21 protein-coding genes, 1 tRNA gene and 1 riboswitch are annotated in these 21789 nt (G+C 61.4%); of the genes, 7 read left to right on the forward strand and 15 right to left on the reverse strand.

Annotation, left to right across the window (positions count from 1 at the left end; all coding sequences use genetic code 11):
* Window positions 1-29 precede the first annotated feature (29 nt).
* The 3 genes from ORL50_RS11005 to ORL50_RS11015 all read left to right on the forward strand — a co-directional run bounded on the left by ORL50_RS11005 (window position 30) and on the right by ORL50_RS11015 (window position 2084).
* The gene (locus tag ORL50_RS11005) at window positions 30-944 is read left to right on the forward strand and encodes a LysR family transcriptional regulator (RefSeq protein WP_266014050.1); all 915 of its coding nucleotides are present in this window, start codon (window positions 30-32) and stop codon (window positions 942-944) included.
* Window positions 945-971: 27 nt separating this feature from the next.
* Window positions 972-1409: a fosfomycin resistance glutathione transferase gene (gene fos / locus ORL50_RS11010; RefSeq protein ID WP_266014053.1), complete on the forward strand. Its 438-nt coding sequence runs from the start codon at window positions 972-974 to the stop codon at window positions 1407-1409.
* Window positions 1410-1580: 171 nt separating this feature from the next.
* Window positions 1581-2084, forward strand: coding sequence for a DUF4142 domain-containing protein (locus ORL50_RS11015; protein ID WP_266014056.1), 504 nt, complete (start codon window positions 1581-1583; stop codon window positions 2082-2084).
* 47 nt (window positions 2085-2131) lie between these two features.
* Here ORL50_RS11015 and ORL50_RS11020 read toward each other — a convergent pair whose 3' ends face one another.
* A complete protein-coding gene (locus tag ORL50_RS11020; protein ID WP_266014059.1) occupies window positions 2132-2542 on the reverse strand; it encodes a low affinity iron permease family protein in 411 nt (136 codons plus the stop codon).
* Between the two features lie 171 nt (window positions 2543-2713).
* Between ORL50_RS11020 and ORL50_RS11025 the strand changes: the two genes are divergently transcribed.
* Complete coding sequence (locus ORL50_RS11025) at window positions 2714-2860, forward strand: hypothetical protein (RefSeq protein ID WP_266014062.1); 147 nt, start codon at window positions 2714-2716, stop codon at window positions 2858-2860.
* Window positions 2861-2933: 73 nt separating this feature from the next.
* Window positions 2934-3704, forward strand: coding sequence for a trans-aconitate 2-methyltransferase (tam, locus tag ORL50_RS11030; RefSeq protein WP_266014065.1), 771 nt, complete (start codon window positions 2934-2936; stop codon window positions 3702-3704).
* 209 nt (window positions 3705-3913) lie between these two features.
* Here the strand turns inward: tam and ORL50_RS11035 are convergent, their stop codons facing one another.
* From ORL50_RS11035 to ORL50_RS11095, 13 genes are all read right to left on the reverse strand, one after another.
* Entirely contained in the window at window positions 3914-4642 is a 729-nt protein-coding gene (locus ORL50_RS11035) for a class I SAM-dependent methyltransferase (protein ID WP_266014068.1), read from the reverse strand.
* Window positions 4643-4939: 297 nt separating this feature from the next.
* Window positions 4940-5013 (reverse strand) — tRNA-Gly (locus tag ORL50_RS11040).
* Window positions 5014-5176: 163 nt separating this feature from the next.
* Window positions 5177-6061: an alpha/beta fold hydrolase gene (locus ORL50_RS11045; RefSeq protein ID WP_266014071.1), complete on the reverse strand. Its 885-nt coding sequence runs from the start codon at window positions 6059-6061 to the stop codon at window positions 5177-5179.
* 314 nt (window positions 6062-6375) lie between these two features.
* Window positions 6376-7068, reverse strand: a complete 693-nt coding sequence (locus ORL50_RS11050) for a pseudouridine synthase (protein ID WP_266014073.1) — start codon at window positions 7066-7068, stop codon at window positions 6376-6378.
* 32 nt (window positions 7069-7100) lie between these two features.
* The gene (locus tag ORL50_RS11055) at window positions 7101-7319 is read right to left on the reverse strand and encodes a cysteine-rich CWC family protein (protein ID WP_266014075.1); all 219 of its coding nucleotides are present in this window, start codon (window positions 7317-7319) and stop codon (window positions 7101-7103) included.
* Window positions 7312-8799: a sensor domain-containing diguanylate cyclase gene (locus tag ORL50_RS11060; RefSeq protein WP_266014078.1), complete on the reverse strand. Its 1488-nt coding sequence runs from the start codon at window positions 8797-8799 to the stop codon at window positions 7312-7314. Before ORL50_RS11060 ends, ORL50_RS11055 begins: the two co-directional genes overlap by 8 nt.
* 176 nt (window positions 8800-8975) lie before the next feature.
* Window positions 8976-10748 (reverse strand): allophanate hydrolase, encoded by a 1773-nt coding sequence (gene atzF / locus ORL50_RS11065; protein WP_266014081.1) that lies wholly within the window; start codon window positions 10746-10748, stop codon window positions 8976-8978.
* A 26-nt stretch (window positions 10749-10774) separates the two neighbouring features.
* Entirely contained in the window at window positions 10775-14407 is a 3633-nt protein-coding gene (gene uca / locus ORL50_RS11070) for an urea carboxylase (protein WP_266014084.1), read from the reverse strand.
* 282 nt (window positions 14408-14689) lie between these two features.
* A complete protein-coding gene (locus ORL50_RS11075; protein WP_266014086.1) occupies window positions 14690-15331 on the reverse strand; it encodes an urea amidolyase associated protein UAAP2 in 642 nt (213 codons plus the stop codon).
* Between the two features lie 11 nt (window positions 15332-15342).
* Complete coding sequence (locus tag ORL50_RS11080; RefSeq protein ID WP_266014089.1) at window positions 15343-16068, reverse strand: urea amidolyase associated protein UAAP1; 726 nt, start codon at window positions 16066-16068, stop codon at window positions 15343-15345.
* 12 nt (window positions 16069-16080) lie between these two features.
* Entirely contained in the window at window positions 16081-16869 is a 789-nt protein-coding gene (locus ORL50_RS11085; RefSeq protein WP_266014092.1) for an ABC transporter ATP-binding protein, read from the reverse strand.
* On the reverse strand, window positions 16866-17681 hold the full coding sequence (locus ORL50_RS11090; RefSeq protein WP_266014095.1) for an ABC transporter permease: 816 nt from the start codon (window positions 17679-17681) through the stop codon (window positions 16866-16868). Before ORL50_RS11090 ends, ORL50_RS11085 begins: the two co-directional genes overlap by 4 nt.
* A gap of 15 nt (window positions 17682-17696) precedes the next feature.
* Entirely contained in the window at window positions 17697-18764 is a 1068-nt protein-coding gene (locus ORL50_RS11095; RefSeq protein WP_266014098.1) for a putative urea ABC transporter substrate-binding protein, read from the reverse strand.
* 65 nt (window positions 18765-18829) lie between these two features.
* Window positions 18830-18930: riboswitch (guanidine-I (ykkC/yxkD leader) on the reverse strand.
* Between the two features lie 337 nt (window positions 18931-19267).
* On the opposite strand from ORL50_RS11095, the gene ORL50_RS11100 reads away from it, so the two are divergent.
* A complete protein-coding gene (locus ORL50_RS11100; RefSeq protein WP_266014101.1) occupies window positions 19268-19708 on the forward strand; it encodes a hypothetical protein in 441 nt (146 codons plus the stop codon).
* A 133-nt stretch (window positions 19709-19841) separates the two neighbouring features.
* Here ORL50_RS11100 and dspII read toward each other — a convergent pair whose 3' ends face one another.
* The gene (dspII, locus tag ORL50_RS11105) at window positions 19842-20954 is read right to left on the reverse strand and encodes an enoyl-CoA hydratase/isomerase DspII (RefSeq protein WP_266014104.1); all 1113 of its coding nucleotides are present in this window, start codon (window positions 20952-20954) and stop codon (window positions 19842-19844) included.
* Window positions 20955-21086: 132 nt separating this feature from the next.
* Between dspII and ung the strand changes: the two genes are divergently transcribed.
* Complete coding sequence (gene ung, locus ORL50_RS11110) at window positions 21087-21779, forward strand: uracil-DNA glycosylase (protein ID WP_266014107.1); 693 nt, start codon at window positions 21087-21089, stop codon at window positions 21777-21779.
* Window positions 21780-21789 lie beyond the last annotated feature (10 nt).

The following is a 21789-nucleotide window of genomic DNA, read 5'->3' on the forward strand; positions in this document are numbered from 1 at the left end:
GATTTAAATTCTGAATTCCTATCTAGAACATGCACCAGATGAATGATCTAAGGCGCGTCGATTTAAATTTGCTGGTGATCCTCGACGCCCTGCTCAGCGAGCAGCACGTCACCCGCGCCGCCGAGCGCTTGCACCTGAGCCAACCGGCGGTCAGTCATGCCCTGGCGCGCCTGCGCGACTTGCTCGGTGACCCCTTGCTGGTGCGTGCCGGTTCCGGTCTGGTGGCCACGCCGCGGGCCCTTGAACTGATCGGGCCGCTGGCCGAAGCCCTGGCCCAGGTGCAAGCGCTGCTAGCGCCCAATGCCTTTGACCCGGGCACCGCTCAGCGCACCTTTCGCCTGGCGATGTCGGACTACGGGGCGGCAATTGTCTTGCCTGAGCTTGTGCGCACGTTGCGTCGGGAAGCGCCAGGCATCGATTTGCAAATCAGCCACGGCAGCCGCGAAGGCATGCTCGACGCCGTGCTCAATGGCGACATCGATTTGGCGGCGGGGGTGTTTCCAGAGCTGCCGAACGAACTGCGTAGCACGTCGTTGTTCGAAGAGCGCTACGTCTGTCTCGTCGACCGCGCGAGCCTTGGCGCCGATGGCGTCCTCGACCTGCCGACCTACTTGGCCCGCCCGCATGTCCTACTGGAAATGCGCGGCAGCGGCACCCCGGAGATCGAACGGGCACTGACCGCGTTGCGCGAGCGCCGCCGAGTCGCGGTCAGCCTGCCGCACTGGAGCGTGGCGCCGGAATTCATCAGGGGCACAGACCTGATCCTCACGGTTGCCTCTCGTGCGGTCCGCGACATCGACGAGCGGACGCTGACGGTCGTCCCGCCGCCGTTTCATATTCCGTCGTTCACATTTGTGTTGGCGTGGCACAAGCGGCGGGGCGGGGATCAGGCGTTGAACTGGTTGAACGGGCGGATTGGGGAGGGGATAGTGCGCAGGACCTGAGCGCGATTCACTCATGAGGAGAACAATGTGCTAACCGGCCTCAACCACCTGACCTTAGCCGTGACGGACCTGGACCGCAGCCTGGTGTTCTATCGTGATCTGCTGCATTTTCAGGTCGATGCGACTTGGGAGTGCGGTGCCTACCTCTCCCTGCCAGGCCTGTGGTTGTGTCTCTCGCTAGATCCGCTACGCACAACCGAACCTGCCGCTGACTACACCCATTACGCCTTCACGATCAGCGAAGCAGACTTCCCGTGTTTCGTTGAGCACCTCCGGGCCGCAAACGTAGGGGAGTGGCGCGATAACAGCAGTGAAGGCGCATCGTTTTATTTCCTCGATCCTGACGGTCACAAGCTCGAAGCTCATGTTGGCGATCTGGCCTCAAGGTTGGCAGCCTGTCGCCAGCGACCGTATGCGGGCATGCAGTTTCGCGAAGACGCCTTCAGCGATTCTTCCGCCGGGTGACAGGGTTTTGATTGAAGCGCAGCGCCACCGTTCGTCGCACCGGCCCCAGCTTTACTAAACCTTTCAAGCTCTTGAATTTCCTATGGGATGCGGACTGCTGTCTACCGCAGTCATCACCCAGAGGCGCGAACCCATGCTCGCGCTGGAATTCTTCAAGAGGAGGGCGCGACCATGAGCCGGATGGCCACCCGTTTACGCCACATCAGTTTTGCCACGTTACTGGGGCTGTTTGCCACCCAAGCCTTCGCCCAGTCGCCAGCCGAATTCATCAACGATGCGTCCGCCAAAGGCATGGCCGATATCGAAGCCAGCCGCCTGGCGCACCAGAAAACCGAATCCAAGGAGGTCAAGGATTACACCATCGTGGTGATCAATGACCGCACCACCGCCAACCAGCATCTGGCCAAGATCGCCAAGCAGCTGGATTTGCCAGTGGCTCCGCGTGAAGAGGTGGTTGATAAGGCCAAGACCCTGATGCCTGAAGTGCAGGATGGTGCTTCGTTCGACCAGGCCTACGCGGCCAGTCAGGTGAAAACCACTGAAGAAGCCATCCAGCAATTGCAGCAACAGGCGCAGTCCACCGAGGTGCCGGAAATCAAGGCATTTGCCGAAGAAACCCTGCCTAAGCTGCAGAATCACCTGCAGATGGCCAGGGCCCTGCAAGCCAGTCGATAACGCACAGGCATAAAAAACGGCGCCCATCCGGCGCCGTTTTTTTTTGCTCAGCATTCGTTCCAATCCTGTTTGCGCTTGCTTGCCGTGGCCAGGCCCTCGAGGGCATGCACGTCTTTTTCGCCCATCGCCCTGTAATGTCTGCGCAAGGCCTCCAGTTGCTTGAGGTCGAGCGATTCGAGCCCCAGCATGGCGTTTTGCGCTTCCTTGTTGACCCGTAATAACTCGTCGATTTTCAGGTGCAGGATGTCGGTGTCACGGTTTTGCGTGTTCTGGATCAGGAACACCATGAGGAACGTGATGATGGTGGTGGACGTGTTGATGATCAGTTGCCAAGTGTCGTTGTAGCCGAAAATCGGACCGCTCAAGCCCCAGAGAAATATCAGGATCAAGGCGCCCATGAATGTCTTGGGACTGCCGGCCCACAGGGCGAGCTTCTGCGAGATCTTTGCAAATTTCATTGCCGTATTCCTTATTGGGATGCGCCTGAATTTGTGACAGCGCCGGTATGCGGAAAATTCTGCTTACATTTTGCCGGCGGTGAAAAAAGCTCGGCGTCGATGGCGGGAAAGTCGCAACCATTGCCCGCTCTGGAGGGTCACTAGTTAAATCCCCTGAAGTTGGAGAACCCCATGAACATCGTGCGCACCCTGTGTCTTTCCTGCTGCCTGTTCGCGCTGCAAGGCTGCTTTGATAATTCCGATAACGAAACCCAGGACAATACCGATGGCACCAAGTCTTCGGTGCAGATGCAGGACAAGGAGGCGGCGGACAAGTAGGTCCGTGCTATTTTTGCAGGTGCGCGATTGCCATGAATTGTCCGGGGCGCGTGCGCACCCATAGGAGAACGCAATGAGTTGGTCTGCCAGGCAATACGTTGCTTTTGAAGATGAGCGTACGCGTCCCGCCCGTGACTTGCTGGCCGCGATACCGCCAGCGCAAGTGCATGCGGCCATCGATATCGGTTGCGGTCCGGGCAACTCCACGGAGCTGCTGGTGGAGCGTTTTCCCAACGCTACGGTGCGCGGGCTGGACAGTTCCAGCGACATGATCGAAGCCGCGCGCAAGCGCTTGCCCCAGGTGCGGTTCGATGTCGCCGATATCGATCAATGGAGCGAGACCGGCCCGTTCGATGTGATCTTCGCCAACGCGGTGTTGCAGTGGTTGCCTGATCACGCTCCATTGCTGCCGGCACTGGTCGACAAGCTGGCGCCAGGCGGCACTCTGGCGGTGCAGATGCCCGACACCCTTAACCAGCCATCGCACCGCCTGATGCGCGAGGTTGCCGCTGCTGGGCCTTGGGCGAAAAAACTCGCCGGTGCGGCCGGGCTACGCACCGAGGTCGCCAGCGCCAGCGATTATTACTCCGTGCTGCGCCCGCATTGTTCGCGGGTCGACATCTGGCTGACCACTTATCATCATCCCCTGGCTGCGGGACCTTCGGGCGTTGTCGAGTGGTTCAAGGGCAGTGGCTTGCGACCGTTTCTCAAGCCGCTGAACGAGCGCGAGCAGGAAGCCTATTTGCAGGAGTATCTGGCGGGCGTCGAACAGGCTTATCCGGCGCTGGAGGATGGGTCGGTGCTGCTGCCGTTTCCGCGGTTGTTTATTGTCGCGACTCGGTAGCTCGCCAACTTTTCCGGATCTGAATCCAGTGGCGATCAAAACTGGAACCCACACCTTGTGGGATCACTTGTGGCAGTAATTGTGGGAGCAAAGCTTGCTCGCGATTTGTGCACTGACATCAGCATTGATGCCAGCTGACGGTATGCAATCGCGAGCAAGCTTTGCTCCTACAGTGTTGTAGTGAATTCAGGTTATTCGGCGCGCACGCTTCAACGCTCCACACCCACCAGCATCATCATCGGTCTCTCACGCTCTTCAGCCAGCGCCGGCAGAGCCGCGACATCGGCATCGCTCGGGCCCCATTCGTTAACGTGGCGGATAATGAAGCCCGCTGCGATCAATGTATTAAGCAAAGTGCCGACAGTTCGATGCTGCTTGATCACCCCATCCGCCAGCCAATTGGTCACCCGTTCGCCTTCGCGCTGATAACTGTCCACCGGCCAGCGCTTGCGACCTTCGCTGTCCGTCAGCCAGCCGGGGTTGCGCGGGGCCATGAAAATCGGGTGTTCAATCGAGAAAACAAAACGCGAACCCGGCTTCAGCGCTGCATGAATCGTCGCAAATAACCTCGGCAGATCCTTGATGTAGTGCAGCGCCAACGAGCTGTAAGCCAGCTCGAACTGCGCCGGCGGCAGATCGAGCTGTTCCAGGTCGGCGCGTTCGTATCGCACAGTGGCACCAGAGGTAGTCTGACGAGCCCGTTCGAGCATTTTTTCCGATACGTCGAGCCCCAGCACACTGGCCGCGCCTTGTTCACTGGCCCAGCGACTGAACCAGCCATACCCACAGCCCAGGTCCACTACCTTCAGGCCTTTCATGGGTGGCAGCATGGCTTTGAGGGCAGGCCACTCCGGGGCTGCATCAAGGCCACCGACCGACCGGCCCAACTGGCTGTAGGCGTGGAAGAATTCGAGATCGTCGTAGATGTTTTGGGTCATGTTCGAGGGGCTCTGTTGCGTTGGTTAGCACGGGCGGCTGTGAACTTGATCGAGGCGCACGTCGTAGAGAACTTACCTCCTCAGACAACACCTGCAAGCAAGCTTTCGTAGGGAATTTGGTCTACGCCTTGCCGTGATGCAACGTCGGACTTCCTGCAAGGCTATGCGCTATCGTTCGGATAATGAGGGTTCCGACTTCTATCGTCCAAACCCCGGACACAAAAAAACCGGCCATCAAGGCCGGTTTTTCTTTACCTGCATCCCCCGTCAAAAACCAACGTGAGAGCGAAATCTGAGTGGAGCGGGTGAAGGGAATCGAACCCTCGTTATCAGCTTGGGAAGCTGGAGTAATGCCATTATACGACACCCGCTCAGAGCGGCTGACTTTGTACCAGATGTGCGCGGGGAAATGAAGTTTTTCTTTAAGCCCAGCGCTTTAATACGGGCGAAACCGGGTAAAAAAAACCATGTGGCGGTCTATCGCGGGCAAGCCTTGCTCCTGCGGGGGAGGGGCTTGCTCGCGATGACTCTGTTTCAGATTGCCAGTGCATGGTGATCCTGGACGTAGTGGTAACGCGGTCGGCTCTCATGTTGCGCGGGTTTGAGGAAACCGAGCAGGGCATTGCGGCTGTCGCGGCAGGCGGCCTTGTGTTCCATGTCGAGGAAGTGGCCAGTCGCTTCCAGGGTGGTGAAGGTGCTGTGCTGTACGTGGTTGGCGAACAGTCGTGCGCCGTCGGTGGCGGTGTATTCGTCCCATTCGCCGTTCATGAACAGCACTGGTACCTTGATCTTCTCGGATGCCTTGAGGAAGCACTGGCGATCGCTGTTGAGCAGGTCGCTGATGTGGAAGTGCATCTGCCCGTACTCGTGTTCGGCCAGGCTGCTGACGTGCCGGTAGTTGAAGCGCTTGAACAGCGTTGGCAGGTGTTTGCCGATGGTGCTGTTGACCAGGTTGCCGACGCGGTCGCCATCGCGGCTGCCGAGGTAATCGATGCCGCGCTCGAGGTAGTCGAGCATGTGCGCATTGATCTCCGGGGAGAACGAGCTGATCACGGCTTTCTCGATGCGCCGTGGCTGTTGCGCCAGGGCCACCAGGGTGGCGGCGCCGCCCCAGGAGAACGACAGCACGTGTTCGGCGGCGAAGTGGTCGATCAACTCGAGGAGGATCTGCCCTTCGACTTCCTTGGTCAGCAGTTTCTCGTGCAGGTTGTGGGCCTTCGACTTGCCCGCGTAGGGCTGGTCGTAGCACACCACATTGAACTGCGGATGCAGATTTTTCACGGTTTGTGCAAACGACGCAGTCGTGGCCATCGAGCCGTTGACCAAGATAATGGTCTTCTCTGCGGCGTCTGCGCGATAGAACTCCGTGTAAACCCGATACTGACCTTGTATATCCAGCACAGCGATTTCTGGCCTCATGTCATAAGACTCCTGGCAAGCGGGTATGCGCGCAAATGAGATTGCACGAGCTTTGTGACAGGTAGGCATATGCCTGGAATTTTGCGAGGCCCATGTCGATCCGGTACGGCAGGTCGACGGGTATTATTATTGGCGGGCAGTCTGCCGGTCTGAGGCGGAACCTGAGGGTTCACTAACCGGCAAAAAGTTTCTTAGAAGTATGTTGTGACTCGTCAGTCACATTTCGGCTGACGACCTGATTCAAGCAGGGGCGAGGGCATCGCGCAAGTGCCATTCGTAAATTGTTCTACAACTTCTGCTCAGCGGTAGGCCGCTTAGATCATTTCGATCTCTTCAGCGCTGAGCGGGCGGTATTCCCCCGGTTTCAGCGATGCGTCGAGCACCAGCGGCCCCATGCTTTCGCGGTGCAGGCGCAGCACCTTGTTGTCGAAGTGGCCGAACATGCGCTTCACCTGGTGATAGCGGCCCTCGACGATGCTCAGGCGCGCAGACCTGGGCCCAAGGACGAGCAGATCGGCGGGCAGGGTGGTCAGGTCCTCGAACGCGAAGTACAGGCCCTCGGTGAATTTCTGCGCGTACTCAGGGCCGATTATCTGCTCGGTCTCGACGTAGTAGACCTTGGGCAGTTTGGTCTGGGGCTGGGTCAGCCGTCGCGACCAGCTGCCGTCGTTGGTGATCAGCAGCAGGCCGGTGGTGTTGAAATCCAGGCGTCCGGCGATGTGCAGGTCGTCCTTGTCCGGTTCGTGGAGCAGATTGAGGACGGTCGGATGCTCCGGATCGCGAGTGGCGCTGACGCAGCCAGGCGGTTTGTGCAGCATGTAGTGACGCACGGGTTTGCCCGCCTGCAGCACCTCGCCGTCGACTTCAACGCGGCTGAACTCACGGACTTCGGCATGCGGGTCGCTGACAACCTTGCCATCGATGCGCACGCGTTTTTCAACCAGCAACAGGCGCACCTGCTTACGGTTGAAGCGCGGCAGGTTGCTGAGGAAACGGTCTACACGCATGACGGCGGATCGGCAGGAAACGGTCGCGTATCTTACGTGATCGGCCGGGCGGCTGCTTGCAGTTGCGCCTCGACTCCGGCGCAGCGCGGGCAGAGGCAGGAGGCGTTACGCAGTTCAGTTGGCAAGGCTTCGAGGACGGCCGGGTCGATGCTGACGCCGAAGCACCAGCACGCTCGCGCGGCGGTGCGAGGGTCGGCCAGGGTGCAGGCGTTGGGCGCGCCGCAGGCCGGGCAGGTATCTGGTTTATTCATATGCGCAGTGAGGCTTTTCGATGCAGGTGCGGTTGCGGCCGGTTTGCTTGGCCCGATACATCGCATGATCCGCCCGGGACAGTAGCGTGTGCAAGGTGTCTTCGGGTTGCAGAGTGGTGAGGCCGATGCTCACGGTGAGTTTCAGCGAGTGACCGTTGTAGGCGTAGTCCTGCTGCTCGACGTGCTGGCGAATTTTTTCAGCGATCTTCTGGCCGGTTGCGCCATCGGTGTCCTTGAGCAAGACGATGAATTCTTCACCGCCCCAGCGGCAGACGATGTCGGAATGCCGCAGGCAGCTTTCCAGGTCCCGAGCGAAGCCGATCAGCACCTGGTCACCGGCAAGGTGGCCATAGGTGTCGTTCAATGCCTTGAAGTGATCCAGGTCCAGCAGCATCGCGGTCAATGGTTTCGGCTCGCGCTGGGCTTCGTGCATGGCTTGCGCGGCCAGCAGGTCGAAGCCGCGGCGGTTGGGCAGTTCGGTCAGGCTGTCGAGAGTGGCCTGGGCATGGATGCGGCTCTGGTAGCGCTTGATCACGCGGTTCAGCAGGGCCAGCACGATCAGGGTGACGAGCAGGCAGATCAGCAAATTGAGGTACAGCGAATGGCGAATTTCGCTCAGGGCACCGTCTTCGCGCTTGTCGACGAACAGGTACCAGTTGAGCTCCGGGATAAACCGCACGTTGAGAAAATGGCCCTGGCCCTGGACGGTGTATTCGTAGCTGCCGCTGTGGGGCTTGGGCAATTGGCTGACCAGGCTCTTCATGCTGTCGAGCTCGCCCAGGGTCTGCCCGATGTGCGCACCTTGCGGCCCGCCTTCGGCGCCGGTCAGTACCAGGCGGCCGAAGGTGTCGACGAAATACACGCTGCGCTGGTAGCGCTGCTGGTAGCGGTCGATCAGCTTGATCACTGCATCGACGGTCAGACCGACGCCTGCAGCGCCGATGAACCGGTTGTTGTAGTCATAGACTTTGTAGTTGATGAAGAACGTCAGGTTGTCCTTGTTGGCCAGGTCCGGATCGACGTTGATCTCGTAGGGCTCGGCCATGTCGCGCACGCGAAAGTACCAGGCATCCCGGGGCTCGGTGACCTTGATCTGCTTGAGCACACCCTTGGCGTGGCAGTAGGTGAGGCTGGCGTTGGAAACGAAAAACGCGGTGTAGGCGCCGTAATGCGTCATCACCTCGTTGAGGTAGCGGGTCATCTGCTCGGGGTTCTGCTCGCCGTTTACCACCCAGTCTCGCATGAAGGTGTCGCGGGACATCATTGAGGAAATCAGGATTGGCCGGACCAGGTCTTTCTGAATTTCCGAATAGACGGTGTCGGAGGTCAGCGGCAGCTCGGTGTTGACGATGCTGTCGCGGATCGACGCTCGCGAGGCGTAATAGCTGAGCAGCGACGTGGCCAGAAAGCCGGCGCCCAGCAGCGCAATCAGTGTGAGAACCAACGAACGTTGCGAATACAGCGGCGAGCGAAGCGGCATGACAATTCCGTTGGCAAGGATCCGATGCAAGGCATTCTAAAGGCACTGCGGGGAAATAACTGCATGATTTGTGGGGTGAATTGGCCGCGATGCGGATGGCGGTGTCATGTGCACTACCGCCATCTCGCGTTCACCCCGGCCTCTGTAGGAGTCTGGCTTGCCAGCGATTCGAAAGGTCACCCCCGATCTAACAGATACGCACGCCATCCACCCAAATGGCTGATGTCCACCGCACCCTCCAACCCATACCCTTCACAGATAAACCCACTCTCCCAACGACAATCTGCCAGCTGCACTTTACCCAAGCCCAGCGGCGCCGGAATTCCGGATAGGAACGAGCCCAGTTCGCTGCTCGGCAACTCCCAGACTTCCACCGCAATGGCCACGCCGCCTTTCTTCACCCGCACCATGCCCGGGCGAAACGGTGGGCCGCCGGCCAGTGCATACAGTTGGTAGTCCGGCGAACTGAAAGTCGTCTCGACCAGCGTCGCGCCCCGGCGCTTAAGCTGCCAGTTCAGTGCCAACCCGTCCAGATGCGCGCCGCACACCACCAGCCGGGCTCGATCGTTGCGCGCGATCGTGGTAGCAGGGCCTGCATCGGCCGGCTGCTGGAAAGCCTGTGCCACGCTCAGCAGGTATTGATCGGTAAACGCGCGGCCAAACAGCGTCACGCCCCATGGCAGGCCGTTGCCCATGAAGGCGCTGGGCACGGCGACTGCGGCGTAGTCGAGCAGGTTCATGAAGTTGGTGTAGTAACCCAATTCCGAGTTGCGCAGCACCGGTTCCGCTTCCAGTTCGGCCAGGGTCACCGGACGGCCGATGGATGGGGTAACGACGCAGTCGAGGTTTTCCAGGGCCTTGTCGCACAGGGCTTTCAAGGCTTGCAGGCGATACTGCGCGCGGAAGGTTTGCACTCCGTCGACCCCGGGCGCCTTGGCCAGCACTGCGCGGATTACCGGCAACACCGCTTCTGGATTGTGCTCCAGCAAGTCGCCGGCGACGCTGTAGCGCTCGGCCACCCACGGGCCTTCATACAGCAGGCGCGCCGCTTCGAGGAAGGGCGACAGGTCCAGCTCGACCGCCTCGCCGCCCAGTGCCTTGAGCCGCTCGATGGCATCGGCGAACAGCCGCGGGCCTTCCGCGCAGCCAAAGAACTCGAGGTCCTGGGTTCGCGGTACGCCGAAGCGAAACGGTCGCGGAGCACCGAACGCCGAGCCGTCGTTCCACTGGGGATTGCTGCGGCTGTAGGCGTCCCGTGGGTCCAGCTGCGCCGTCAGCGCCAGCAGCTGGCTGGCTTCCCGGGCGGTGGCGGTAAAGGTGGTGACGCAATCCAGAGTGCGACAGGCCGGGACTACGCCTGCGGTGGAGATCAAGCCTTTGCTGGCTTTCATCCCGACCAGATTGTTCAGCGCGGCGGGCACGCGGCCAGAACCCGCAGTGTCGGTGCCCAAGGCAAAACTCGCCACACCCAGGGCCACCGCCAGCGAAGATCCGGCGCTGGAGCCGCCCGATGGATATTCCGGCAGCACGCTGTTGGGGCACGCACCGTAAGGCGAACGACTGCCATTGAGTCCGGTGGCGAACTGATCGAGATTGGTCTTGCCCAGGGGAATCGCGCCCAGCGCCAGCAACTGCTCGACGATGGTCGCCGAGCACTGCGGCACATAGGCAAATGCCGGGCACGCCGCCGTGGTCGGAATGCCGGCCAGATCGATGTTGTCCTTGATCGCGAACGGCACGCCGTAGAGCGGCAGGCTGTCGATGTCGCGATCGTCGAGCGCGGCGAGGTAAGGCTCGAGCTCTTCGGCGCTGAGCAAATGGATGAACAGGTGGTAATCCGGGTTCAGCGCCGCAGCCTTGTCGCGCAGGGCGGGGAGCAGTTGGCGCGGGGTCAGGCTGCCGTCGCGGTAGGCACTGCGCAGGGCGTCGAGTTGCAGGTTGATAGTCATGCTGTCAGTCCTTTTGCAAAATAGATTCAGTCGAGTTCCAGTACCACCACGCGCTGTCCGGCGCGGACCGGCGAGCCCGGTTGCACGCGGACCTCGCGGACGATGCCGGGCATGGGCGCGAGCAGCGGAATTTCCATCTTCATCGACTCCAGAATCACCAGCACATCGCCGGCCTGAACCCGGTTGCCGGCCTCGACCTGCACCTGCCACAGGTTGCCGGCAATATGGCTGTCGACGCTCATTTCACCGCTGGCCAGCGCAGCGTCTTCGCTCACTTGCGGGGCCGGTTCATCACTGTCGAAATGCGCCTGGCCGCTGGCGATCCAGCGTTCGCGCTCGGCGTTGAACGCCCCTTGCTGTTGATTGCGAAATGCCGCGATGCTGCCGGCTTCTTTCGCGAGAAAGTCCTGGTAGTCGGCGAGGTTCAGCTGGCTGTGCTCGATGTTCAGCTCGAAGCGACCCAGGGGGAAATCCCGGCGTATGCGCAGCAGTTCGGCGGCGCTGACCGGGTAAAAGCGGATCTGGTCGAAGAAGCGCAGCAGCCATGGTTTGCCACCGAACGCGGCGACTTCGCGATAGCGGTTCCACATCTGCAAAGTACGACCGACGAACTGGTAACCGCCGGGGCCTTCCATGCCGTAGACGCACATGTAGGCACCGCCGATGCCCACCGAGTTTTCCGCGGTCCAGGTGCGCGCGGGATTGTATTTGGTGGTCACCAGGCGATGGCGCGGGTCGAGCGGGGTGGCGACGGGAGCACCCAGGTACACGTCGCCCAACCCCATCACCAGATAGCTGGCATCGAACACCGTGCGCTGCACTTCGTCTAGGTTGGGCAGGTCGTTGATACGACGAATGAACTCCAGGTTGCTCGGGCACCATGGTGCGTCCTTGCGCACGGTGGTCATGTATTTCTCGATAGCCAGCTGGCAGGCCGGATCGTCCCAGGACAATGGCAGATGGACGATGCGCGAGGGCACTTGCAGGTCCTTGGCGGCGCACACAGCGTCCCATTCCCCGGCGACGATGCCCAGCAGGTCGGCGAGAGGCAATTGCTCGGGTTGGTAGTGCACTTGCAGCGAGCGGATGCCCGGCGTCAGGTCGATCACGCCGTGCAGGTTTTTACCTTCCAGGGCTTGCATCAGGGCGTGGGCGCGGAAGCGCAGCACCAGGTCGAGCTCGGGGGCGCCGATTTCCAGGAGCAGATGGGTGTCGCCTGACAGTCGCGCAACCAGCTTCTTATCCCCGTCACCCAACTCCATCACAACAGGCGACACGATGCCCTGTGTGGCACCCCCCTGTAGGAGTGAGCCTGCTCGCGATGAAGTCGACGCGGTATCCGATCTGTCCTCATCACCAGGGCTAGTCCATTTCAAGGCAAGCCTGCGGGCGGTCTGCAGATCAACCGGGTGGAACTGTACTCTGTCCCCGGCCTTGAGCTGGCCCAGCTGCCACAGGTCCGCCTCGATCACCGTCACCGGGCACACGAAACCGCCGAGGCTCGGCCCGTCCGGCCCGAGAATCACCGGCATGTCCCCGGTAAAATCCACCGCGCCAATGGCATACGGATTGTCGTGGATGTTCGACGGGTGCAAGCCCGCCTCGCCACCGTCGGCGCGCACCCATTCAGGCTTCGGCCCGATCAGGCGCACGCCGGTGCGGCTGGAATTGAAATGCACTTCCCACTGAGTCGCGAAGAACTTGCCGATGTAGTTTTCGGTGAAGTATTCCGGAGCGCCATGGGGGCCATAAATTACTCGGATCTGCCGAACGGCAGGTAGCTCGGCGAGTTGTTCCTCAGGCAGCGTAATGCCCGTGCTGCGCTCGTTCAGGGCCGGCACGTGCAACACATCGCCAGCGCGCAATGCACGACCGCCGTGGCCGCCAAACTGACCGAGGGTGAAGGTGCTTTTGCTGCCCAGGTACTCCGGCACCTGCAGCCCGCCCCGCAGGCATAGATAGCTGCGGGCACCCGCGCCGGCGATAGTGCCGAGGTTCAGGGTGGATCCCGCCGTGATCAGCAGCGAAGTATTCATCGCAGCCGCTTCACCGTTCAGGGTCAGCGGAATCACTGCCCCGGTGACCGCCACCACGGCGTCGCAATTGAAGCGCAGCAGCGGCCCGCTCATGGTGATTTCCAGGGCGGCGGCGCCTTCGTCGTTACCCAGCAGGAGGTTGCCCAGGCGCAACGCGCGACTGTCCATCGGCCCGGACGGCGGCACGCCCACGGCCCAGTAACCCAGACGTCCGGGATAGTCTTGCACGCTGGTCTGGGTACCGGCACTGAGCACTTCGAAAGTGTTGGCCTGATAGACCAGGTCTTCAAGGCAACGGGTCCATGGCTGGCCGCTGGCGAACGGTGCGTCGAGCAGGATCTGGCGCAAGTAGTCGCGGTTGGTTTCCACGCCGTACAGCAGGCTGTCGCCCAGGGCCTGATGCAGGCCGACGGCGGCTTCTTCGCGGCTGGGTGCCCAGCAGATGAGCTTGGCGATCATCGGGTCGAAGTAGGGTGGAATCTCGCAACCGGCTTCGACCCAGGTGTCGATCCGCAGGTGTTTGCCATCGGCGGCCGGGAAGTTCACGGCGGTGAGCAAGCCCGGGCTCGGTTGAAAGTCCCGGCCCGGATCTTCTGCATACAGCCGCGCCTGGATCGCGTGCCCCTGGGCCTGCAAACCGCGGCTCAACTCGCTCAGCGGCGGCAGGTCACCGGCCGCCAGTTCGATCATCCAGCGCACCAGATCGACGCCCCACACCTGCTCGGTGACGCCATGTTCCACCTGCAGGCGGGTGTTCACTTCGAGAAAATAGAAACGCTGGTCGGCGCTGTCGAAGACAAATTCCACGGTGCCGGCGCTGCGATAGTTCACCGCCTTCGCCAGTTTGATTGCCGCTGCGCAGAGTTCCTCTGCCATGCCCTCGGGCAAGTTGGGCGCGGGGGTTTCTTCGAGGACCTTCTGGTTGCGCCGCTGCACCGAGCAGTCGCGCACACCGAGCGCGATCACGTCCCCGCGACCGTCGCCGAACACCTGGACTTCCAGATGCCGGGCGCGCTGGATGTACTTCTCGATGAACACCCCGGCGTCGCTGAAATTGTTCTGGCCCAAGCGTTTGACCGCTTCAAACGATTCACTCAACTCGGCGGCACTGCGGCAGACCCGCATGCCAATGCCGCCACCACCGGCAGTACTCTTGAGCATCACCGGGTAACCGACCTGTTTGCCGGCAAGCAGGGCGGCGTCGAGGCTGTCGAGCAGTTCGGTGCCTTCGAGCATTGGCACGGCGTGCTCCCTGGCCAGGGCGCGCGCCGTGTGCTTGAGGCCGAACACCCGCAGTTGCTCGGGCGTGGGGCCGATGAAGGCGATGTCTGCCGCTTCACAGGCTTGCGCAAATGCGGCGTTTTCCGAAAGGAAGCCGTAGCCGGGATGAATCGCCGTGGCGCCACTGGCCTTGGCGATGGCGAGGATTTTCTCGACGACGAGATAGGTACCGGCGGCAGCGCCTTCACCCAGGCTGTGGGCTTCGTCTGCCTGCAGGATGTGCAGGCTGGCGGCATCGGCTTCGGAGTAAACGGCAACGCCCTTCACCTGTAGCTCGCGCAGGGTGCGCAGGATGCGACAGGCAATGGCGCCACGGTTGGCAATCAGGACTTTTTCGAACATGGCAAACCCCTGGAGGGGATGCGGGCCGTCCCGCAGTTTTTCGACAGGCGCCGGGGTCGTCCCCGACGGCAGAATCAATTCTCTTCAGAGCACCGATGATTCACTGTGGAGCGGGCTTGCTCGCGAAAGCGTTCTGGCTGACAAGTCAATATCGACTGGCATGGCCTCTTCGCGAGCAAGCCCGCTCCCACAGTAGGGTTCAACGGTGTTCCGGAGATTTCAGGCACTGACCCGACCGTGCCTGGCACAGGGCGAACAGCCATTTGCGCAACCGCGCCATTTTCAGTTCCATACCAGCACCTGCGCAGGAGTAGGGTTGTAGGCGTTGCATGGGTTGTTCAGTTGCGGGCAGTTGGAAATCAGCATGATCACGTCCATTTCCGCCCGCAGTTCGACGTACTTGCCCGGCGCTGAAATGCCGTCTGCGAAGGTCAAGCCGCCGTCCGCCGTGACTGGCACATTCATGAAGAAATTGATGTTCGGGCCGATGTCGCCCTTGCCCAGTCGACCGTCGTGGGCGCAGGCGCGCAGGTAGTTGTCGCGGCAGCTGTGCATGTAGCGTTTTTCCAGGGCGTAGCGCACGGTGTTGCTCTCTTGCGCGCAGGCGCCGCCGAGGGTGTCGTGCCGGCCGCAGGTGTCGGCGACGATGGTCAGCATCGGTTTGCCGAGGTTGGAATACAGCACGCTGCCGGTGCCCAGGTAGACGCTGTTCTGCCGGCGCAAAGTGCGCTGCACGTCGTAACGCTCTCTGGGGTTGGCGAGGCTGTAGAACAGGGTGTCGACGGCCTGGTTTCCCTCAAGGTCAAGAATGCGCAGGGTCTGGCCGGCCTTGACCTCCAGCAGGAAGGGTTCGCCGGCCGGGATGGTGGCACGGTACGCCGCGGTTTCGGGCAGGTGTTGCGCAGTGGCGATAGCGAGTGACATGGCAGCGATCCTCAGGCGAACAGGCGGTCGGTGTTGATGAAGCCGCGCTCGTTTTCCGGGCGCGAGGTGCGGCAGTGCTCGGCGACGCTGGCGTCGGCGTGCATCCAGCTGAGCTTCAGGGGTTTGGGCGCATAGTCCGGCGCCGGGTCCAGCGGATGTTGCAGGGCGGTCAGCACTACCAGGGTGTCCATGGGGGCGTACAGTTCGATGTAGTCACCGGCTTTGGAATTGCCTTCGACGAAGTGAAAGCTCCCGGTCTCGTCGACGTTGACCCGGCTGAACAGGTTGAGGGTCATCAGCAGGTCGGACAGGCCCAGTCCCCACTTGCCCAGCTCCACCAACAGGTTGTCGGTACCGTTGCGGAAGAAACCGTTGCGCAATTCCTGATAGCGTCCGGCGCCGTACTTTTGCGCGACTTCTTCAGCGCACAGCACGCCGCCGAGGCTGTCGCTCCAGCCGCAGGTGTCGGCCGTGATGGCGGCCAGTACGCGACCCATGTCCGAATACAGGCAATGGCCGCTGGTGAGCTTGGCGGTGTGTTGGCACTTGAGGCTGTCGGGCAGGTTCAGGCGCTCGGTCTTCTCGTTGGCGTTGAGCAGCGTCAGGCTGACGTTGGCGCCGCCGCGCAGGTCGGTCAGGCGCAGCAGTTGTTCGCGCTTGAGGATGAACGAGCGATGACCACCACCGGGCAGGGTTTCTTCGGCGAACACGGGGAACAGTTGAGTCGAATCAGTCATGGGCAATTTCCTCTAAGCGATACGGAGCGTGCCTGCCAGCGTGGCCGGCAGAGCGTCGACGGCGGCGCGCTGGACGCGGCGGTCGCTGTTCAAAGGGATGTCGTAGGTAATGCGTGCGCCATAGGCACCGGGGGCGTGAGGGTCGACGCGAACCTTGTCGAACACCAGCAAACGAGTGCCGAGGCTGAAGCCTTCGGACAGGTCGTGGGTGACCATGAACACCGTCAGTTGCGTCTCGCGCCACAGCCCCAGCAACAGGCTGTGCATGTCCTTGCGGATGCCGGGGTCGAGGGCGCCGAAGGGTTCGTCGAGCAGCAACACCCGAGGCTTCATGATCAGTGCCTGGGCGATGGCCAGCCGTTGTTGCATGCCGCCGGACAACTGCGCCGGGTACTTGTCCAGCGAGTGACCGAGGCCAACCTTGTGCAGCAACACTGACGCCTGTTCGCGGGCATCCTTCTTGGCGCTGCCGAACAGGCGCCCGAGCAATGGCGAGCGCGGCAGTTCGAGGCCGAGTGCAACGTTGTCCAGCACGGTCAAATGCGGGAACACCGAGTAACGCTGGAACACCACACCACGGCTCGAATCCGGTTCGCCGGCCAGGGCCTGGCCATCGAGCAGGATCTCGCCGCGACTGGCGCGCTCCTGACCGAGCAGCAGGCGCAGGAAGGTCGATTTGCCGCAACCCGATGCGCCGACCAGGGTGCAGAATTCACCCTCGTTGACGTTGAGGTTCAGGCCTTCGAGCACCACCTGGTCGGCGTATTGCTGCCAGACGTTTTTCACGCTGATAAAACTCATGCCCGTGCTCCTTCGTACCAGGGGAAAGCACGCTGGGTCAGGCGCTTGAGCCCCCAGTCCATCAGCCAGGCGAGCAGGGTGATCCACACCACGTAGGGCAGGATCACGTCCATCGCCAGGTAGCGACGCACGAGGAAAATGCGGTAGCCGAGGCCGTCGGTGGAGGCGATGGCTTCGGCGGCGATCAGGAACAACCAGGCCGAGCCGAGCATCAGCCGCAAGGAGATCAGCAGGCGCGGCAGCAATTGCGGGAGCACCACCCGCAGCATCAGAGTCCAAGTCGAAGCGCCCAGGGTCTGGGCCTTGATCAGCAGTTCCACGGGAATTTCCCGAGCGCGCTGTTCCAGGTCGCGGGCCAGGCAGGGCGTGATGCCGATAACGATCAGCATCACCTTGGACAGCTCGCCAAGCCCGAAGACGATGAACAGAATCGGCAGGATCGCCAGCGGCGGCACCATCGACAGCACCGTCAGCAGGGGCGACAACGGCGCCCCGAACAGCGGCAAAGTCCCGGCGGCGATACCCAGGCACAGGCCGGCCAGCGCGCTGATGCCCAGGCCGATGGCCAGGCGGCGCAAGCTGGAAGCCGTGTCCTGCCACAGCAGGTAGTCCCCGGTGCGGCTATCGGCGTTGAACGCCAGGCGTTTCACCGCGTCGGTCATCTGTACGGCGCTGGGCAGCAGCTTGTCGTTGGGGTTATCCGCCAGGCGCTCGGCCGAGCCCATGAAGTAGGCGAACAGCACCAGGGCGAACGGCAGGATCACCAGCAGCAGGCGACTCGGGCGGTCCGGGTGACGATTGATCAGGCGCATGGCCAGTCCTCCTGATTACAGCTTGGCGTCGGCGGCCATCTGTACGTAGGTCGGGTCGAAACGCAGCTTGAGATTGCCCTTGTCGCCGCTGGTCACACCGTTGGCGAAGGCCATGCCGACGGCGCTGGTGTCCTTCGCGCCTTCGCCAAGCAAGCCATGCTGGAAGGAGAATTCGGCGACCTTGCGCATGGTCTCCGGCAGTTGTTTGCTGGTGGCGAAGTCGAGCGCTTCGCGCGGCGTGGCGAACAATTTGGTGGTGTCCAGTTGCGCCTGGAAACCGGCCAGGTCAGTGCCCGACGCTTTGGCCATATGTTCAAGCGCGGAGTTACCTGCGGCGTTGTTCCCGTTCATCAACTCGACCACTTCGAACCAGGCACCTGTCAGTGCCTTGCCCAGGGCCGGGTTGTCTTTGAGGGTGGCGCTGTTGACGACCATCATGTCCATGATCTCGCCGGGGATCTGGCTGGAATTGAATACCTCGCTCACGCCGGGCTTGGCCTTGATGTCCGAGAGCATCGGGTTCCAGGTGGTCACGGCGGTGACCTGGTCGGTGTTGAAGGCTGCGGAGATATCGGCATCGGAGGTGTTGACCACTTTCAGGTCTTTCTCGGTCAAGTCCACCGAGTCCAGCGCGCGGGCCAGCAGGTAGTGGGACACCGACAGCTCGACCAGGTTGACGTCCATGCCCTTGAGGTCGCTGACTTGCTTGCCTGCGCCCTTGAGCACGATGCCGTCGTTGCCGTTGGAGAAGTCGCTGACGATCAGCGCGGTGCTGTCGACGCCGCCGGCGGCCGGGATGGTCAGCGCGTCCATGTTGGTCATGGTGCAGCCGTCGAACTGGCCGGCGGTGTACTGATTGATGGATTCGACATAGTCGTTGAGCTGCACCACATCGATCGTGATGCCGTACTTCTTCGCCCATTTATCGACGATGCCCTGGCTGCCTGCGTATTCCCAGGGCATCCAGCCGGCGTAGATGGTCCAGCAGACGCTGAAGTGGTCTTTTTGCGCGGCCTGGGACGAGAAGCTCACGACGGCTGCGAAGGCAGCGGCGAGCAGGGCGGGTAAACGGGGCTGGGACATGGGTGGTTCTCCAGTTGATCAAGGGCGGACAGGAAGGCAACGCGGCACCGCGCGAACGGTGGCTTGTCTCCCGGGCTTTTGTCCCGCCGTGTAACCTCAACTGGAGGTCGCCAACTCTCGGACCAGTCACTCGCCGTAGCGAGCCGGAACCCTAGTCAGCCATTGCAAATTGTGGTGCCGCGAACCGGTGATTGACTCCTGCACAGGTTTGTTAAAGCGAGAGGCGTGCCAAGTCGGCCGGAGCGCTCTGGGACGGGGTTTTGCAAGATATATATTCAGGGCATGGGAGTCGGGCACGCATTGTGATGGTGCAGCCGTGCACTGCAATGGCGCCGATCAGGGGGCAGAAAGATGAATAACCTTTCATCGGCGAGATGTTTCAACGTATTGCGAGACCGCACCAGATTCCGGAATCGATGTCTGATCTATCGACAGTCACCGAATAATTGACTGTCGCCTGCCAGCGTCGCTGGTATGGCTCACTCGCGGTCCAGGAGGCCGCCATGCTCTCTCGAATAAAACGCCGAATTCTTCTGATTGCTGTATTGGGATTATCTCTGGGCGCATGCGTGCCTTATTCCGATGGAGGAGCCAGCTACTACAGTTCCGAGGTCTATACCTCGCCCGCGCCTGCCTATTATTCCGGCGGCACCTACTACTCGGGCGGCGCTGGTTATTACACCCAGCCACGCAGGTACTACGCGCCACCTGCACGTTATTACCAGCCGACTCCGCGGTACTACTACCAACCGCGGGTCTATCAACCGGCTCCGCGTTATTACCACTCTTCACCGCGAGCCGATTATCGGGCTCATCAGAACCAGCGCTGGGACGGGCGCAATCGCGGCGGCAGCAATAATGACTATCGCGGGGGCGGACGCCACGGCGGGCGAGGCGATCATAATGGTCGCGGTGATCACGATGGCCGGGGTGGCCGCCGATAAGTATCACGAGGCGGATAAACCTGTGGGAGTGAGCCTGCTCGCGATAGCGGTGTACCAGATGGCATCAATTGCGTCTGATACACCCAATCGCGAGCAGGCTCGCTCCCACAGTCGGTTCAGAGTTCCAATAATCTCAGTACTGCGAGAGATCCGCCAGCGGATGCCGGCCTTCCCAGGCTTTCTGGAAATGCGCCTCCACCACCGCCTCCGGCACGTTGTTGATATCTGGCCAGTGCCAATGCGGCTTCTGGTCCTTGTCGATCAAACGCGCACGCACCCCTTCGCTGAACTCGGGATGACGGCAGCAGTTGAGGCTCAGGGTGTATTCCATCTGGAACACCTCGGCCAGCGACATGTGCCGCGCTCGGGCGATCTGCTCCCACACCAGATGCGCCGTCAGCGGCGAGCCTTCGCTCATGGTTTTGGCCGCTCGGCTAATCAGCGGGTCGCTGTGCTCGGTTTGCTGGCTGATAGCTTTCCAGGCACAGCGCACGTCGCTGACATCCAGCAGCTCGTCGATCTGCTGGCGACGCGGCAACCATTGTGCCTCGGGCATCTGCGCCACGGCCTCCTGCTGCAAGGCCTTGAGCAGACTGTTGAGCTGCATGGCCGTCTGCTCCTGCCAGTTGATCTGCAACAGACCTTCCAGTAATGCTTCCTGTTGTTCATCGAGCAGGAAACGGTCGGCCAGATCGAGGTCGATCGCATCGCGAGCGTTCATAGGCGCGCCAGTCAGGCCGAGAAACAGCCCGAGCTTGCCCGGCAGGCGCGCCAGGAACCAGCTGGCGCCGACGTCCGGATACAGGCCAATGCTGATTTCCGGCATTGCCAGGCGGCTACTCGGTGTCACGATGCGCAGGCTGGCGCCTTGCAGCAGGCCCATGCCGCCGCCGAGCACGTAGCCGTGGCCCCAGCAGATCAATGGCTTGGGATAGGTATGCAGATTGAAGTCGAGTCGATATTCAGCCGCGAAAAAATGCGCAGCCAAGGGCGGTACTTCGCCAGGGTGTTCGCGGCAAGCTTGCACCAGGCTGCGCACTTCGCCGCCGGCACAAAAAGCTTTGGCGCCATTGCCGCGCAACAGGACGCAGACTATTTGGGGTTCCTTGGCCCAGACGTCCAGTTGATGGCTCAGTGCGTTGATCATCGGCAAGGACAGGGCGTTCAGGGACTTTTCGGCATCCAGGGTGGCCACGCCGATGCGCGCGCCGTCGGTACCGGTAAGTTCTTCGAAGTGCAGATTCATCGTGACCTCGATCAGGAATTTGAGCGTTCAGTATGATCGCTGTGCAGGAAAGTGCCGGTTCTGCGTCAGATCAATTGACAAGCGTGACGGGCCTTCTTAGGGTTCCCCCCATTGTTTTTGCCGGGTGTAATCATGACTGCTGACGACCGTATCAAACTCGAACCGAGCTGGAAGGAGGCACTGCGTGCTGAGTTCGACCAGCCTTACATGGCAGAGTTGCGCAATTTCCTGCAGCAGGAGCGGGCGGCGGGCAAGGAGATCTATCCACCCGGCCCGATGATTTTTAACGCGCTCAACTCGACGCCACTGGATAAGGTCAAAGTGGTGATCCTCGGCCAGGATCCGTATCACGGCCCGGGCCAGGCCCATGGCCTGTGCTTCTCGGTGCAACCGGGCGTACCGGCGCCGCCGTCGCTGGTGAACATCTATAAAGAGTTGAAGCGCGACCTGAACATCGACATCCCCAACCACGGCTATCTGCAAAGCTGGGCCGACCAGGGCGTGCTGATGCTCAATACCACCATGACGGTCGAACGCGCCAATGCCAATGCGCACAAGGACAAGGGCTGGCAGTTTTTCACCGACCGGATCATCGAAGTGGTCAGCCAGCAGCAGCCGCACCTGGTGTTCATGCTGTGGGGCGCGCATGCGCAGAGCAAACAGAAGCTGATTGATGCGACCAAGCACCTGGTGCTGACGTCGGTGCATCCTTCGCCTTTGTCGGCTTATCGCGGGTTTCTCGGGTGCGGACACTTCAGCCGGACCAACAAATTTCTGCAGCAGAACGGCGAGACGCCGATCGAGTGGCGGTTGCCGCCGGTTTGATGGGATAAAC

Source organism: Pseudomonas sp. RIT-562 (assembly GCF_026241895.1).
Lineage (GTDB): Bacteria > Pseudomonadota > Gammaproteobacteria > Pseudomonadales > Pseudomonadaceae > Aquipseudomonas > Aquipseudomonas mandelii_F.

What these genes read in the sequence shown, in the direction of transcription:
- ORL50_RS11005 (WP_266014050.1), top strand. Translation starts at nt 30, where the DNA reads ATGCACCAGATGAATGATCTAAGGCGCGTCGATTTAAATTTGCTGGTG.
- ORL50_RS11045 (WP_266014071.1), bottom strand. Translation starts at nt 6,061, where the DNA reads ATGAGGCCAGAAATCGCTGTGCTGGATATACAAGGTCAGTATCGGGTT.
- ORL50_RS11075 (WP_266014086.1), bottom strand. Translation starts at nt 15,331, where the DNA reads ATGTCACTCGCTATCGCCACTGCGCAACACCTGCCCGAAACCGCGGCG.
- ORL50_RS11060 (WP_266014078.1), bottom strand. Translation starts at nt 8,799, where the DNA reads ATGCCGCTTCGCTCGCCGCTGTATTCGCAACGTTCGTTGGTTCTCACA.
- atzF (WP_266014081.1), bottom strand. Translation starts at nt 10,748, where the DNA reads ATGACTATCAACCTGCAACTCGACGCCCTGCGCAGTGCCTACCGCGAC.
- uca (WP_266014084.1), bottom strand. Translation starts at nt 14,407, where the DNA reads ATGTTCGAAAAAGTCCTGATTGCCAACCGTGGCGCCATTGCCTGTCGC.
- ORL50_RS11100 (WP_266014101.1), top strand. Translation starts at nt 19,268, where the DNA reads ATGCTCTCTCGAATAAAACGCCGAATTCTTCTGATTGCTGTATTGGGA.
- ung (WP_266014107.1), top strand. Translation starts at nt 21,087, where the DNA reads ATGACTGCTGACGACCGTATCAAACTCGAACCGAGCTGGAAGGAGGCA.
- ORL50_RS11055 (WP_266014075.1), bottom strand. Translation starts at nt 7,319, where the DNA reads ATGAATAAACCAGATACCTGCCCGGCCTGCGGCGCGCCCAACGCCTGC.
- ORL50_RS11020 (WP_266014059.1), bottom strand. Translation starts at nt 2,542, where the DNA reads ATGAAATTTGCAAAGATCTCGCAGAAGCTCGCCCTGTGGGCCGGCAGT.
- tam (WP_266014065.1), top strand. Translation starts at nt 2,934, where the DNA reads ATGAGTTGGTCTGCCAGGCAATACGTTGCTTTTGAAGATGAGCGTACG.
- dspII (WP_266014104.1), bottom strand. Translation starts at nt 20,954, where the DNA reads ATGAATCTGCACTTCGAAGAACTTACCGGTACCGACGGCGCGCGCATC.
- ORL50_RS11015 (WP_266014056.1), top strand. Translation starts at nt 1,581, where the DNA reads ATGAGCCGGATGGCCACCCGTTTACGCCACATCAGTTTTGCCACGTTA.
- ORL50_RS11050 (WP_266014073.1), bottom strand. Translation starts at nt 7,068, where the DNA reads ATGCGTGTAGACCGTTTCCTCAGCAACCTGCCGCGCTTCAACCGTAAG.
- ORL50_RS11025 (WP_266014062.1), top strand. Translation starts at nt 2,714, where the DNA reads ATGAACATCGTGCGCACCCTGTGTCTTTCCTGCTGCCTGTTCGCGCTG.
- ORL50_RS11085 (WP_266014092.1), bottom strand. Translation starts at nt 16,869, where the DNA reads ATGAGTTTTATCAGCGTGAAAAACGTCTGGCAGCAATACGCCGACCAG.
- ORL50_RS11080 (WP_266014089.1), bottom strand. Translation starts at nt 16,068, where the DNA reads ATGACTGATTCGACTCAACTGTTCCCCGTGTTCGCCGAAGAAACCCTG.
- ORL50_RS11095 (WP_266014098.1), bottom strand. Translation starts at nt 18,764, where the DNA reads ATGTCCCAGCCCCGTTTACCCGCCCTGCTCGCCGCTGCCTTCGCAGCC.
- ORL50_RS11090 (WP_266014095.1), bottom strand. Translation starts at nt 17,681, where the DNA reads ATGCGCCTGATCAATCGTCACCCGGACCGCCCGAGTCGCCTGCTGCTG.
- ORL50_RS11035 (WP_266014068.1), bottom strand. Translation starts at nt 4,642, where the DNA reads ATGACCCAAAACATCTACGACGATCTCGAATTCTTCCACGCCTACAGC.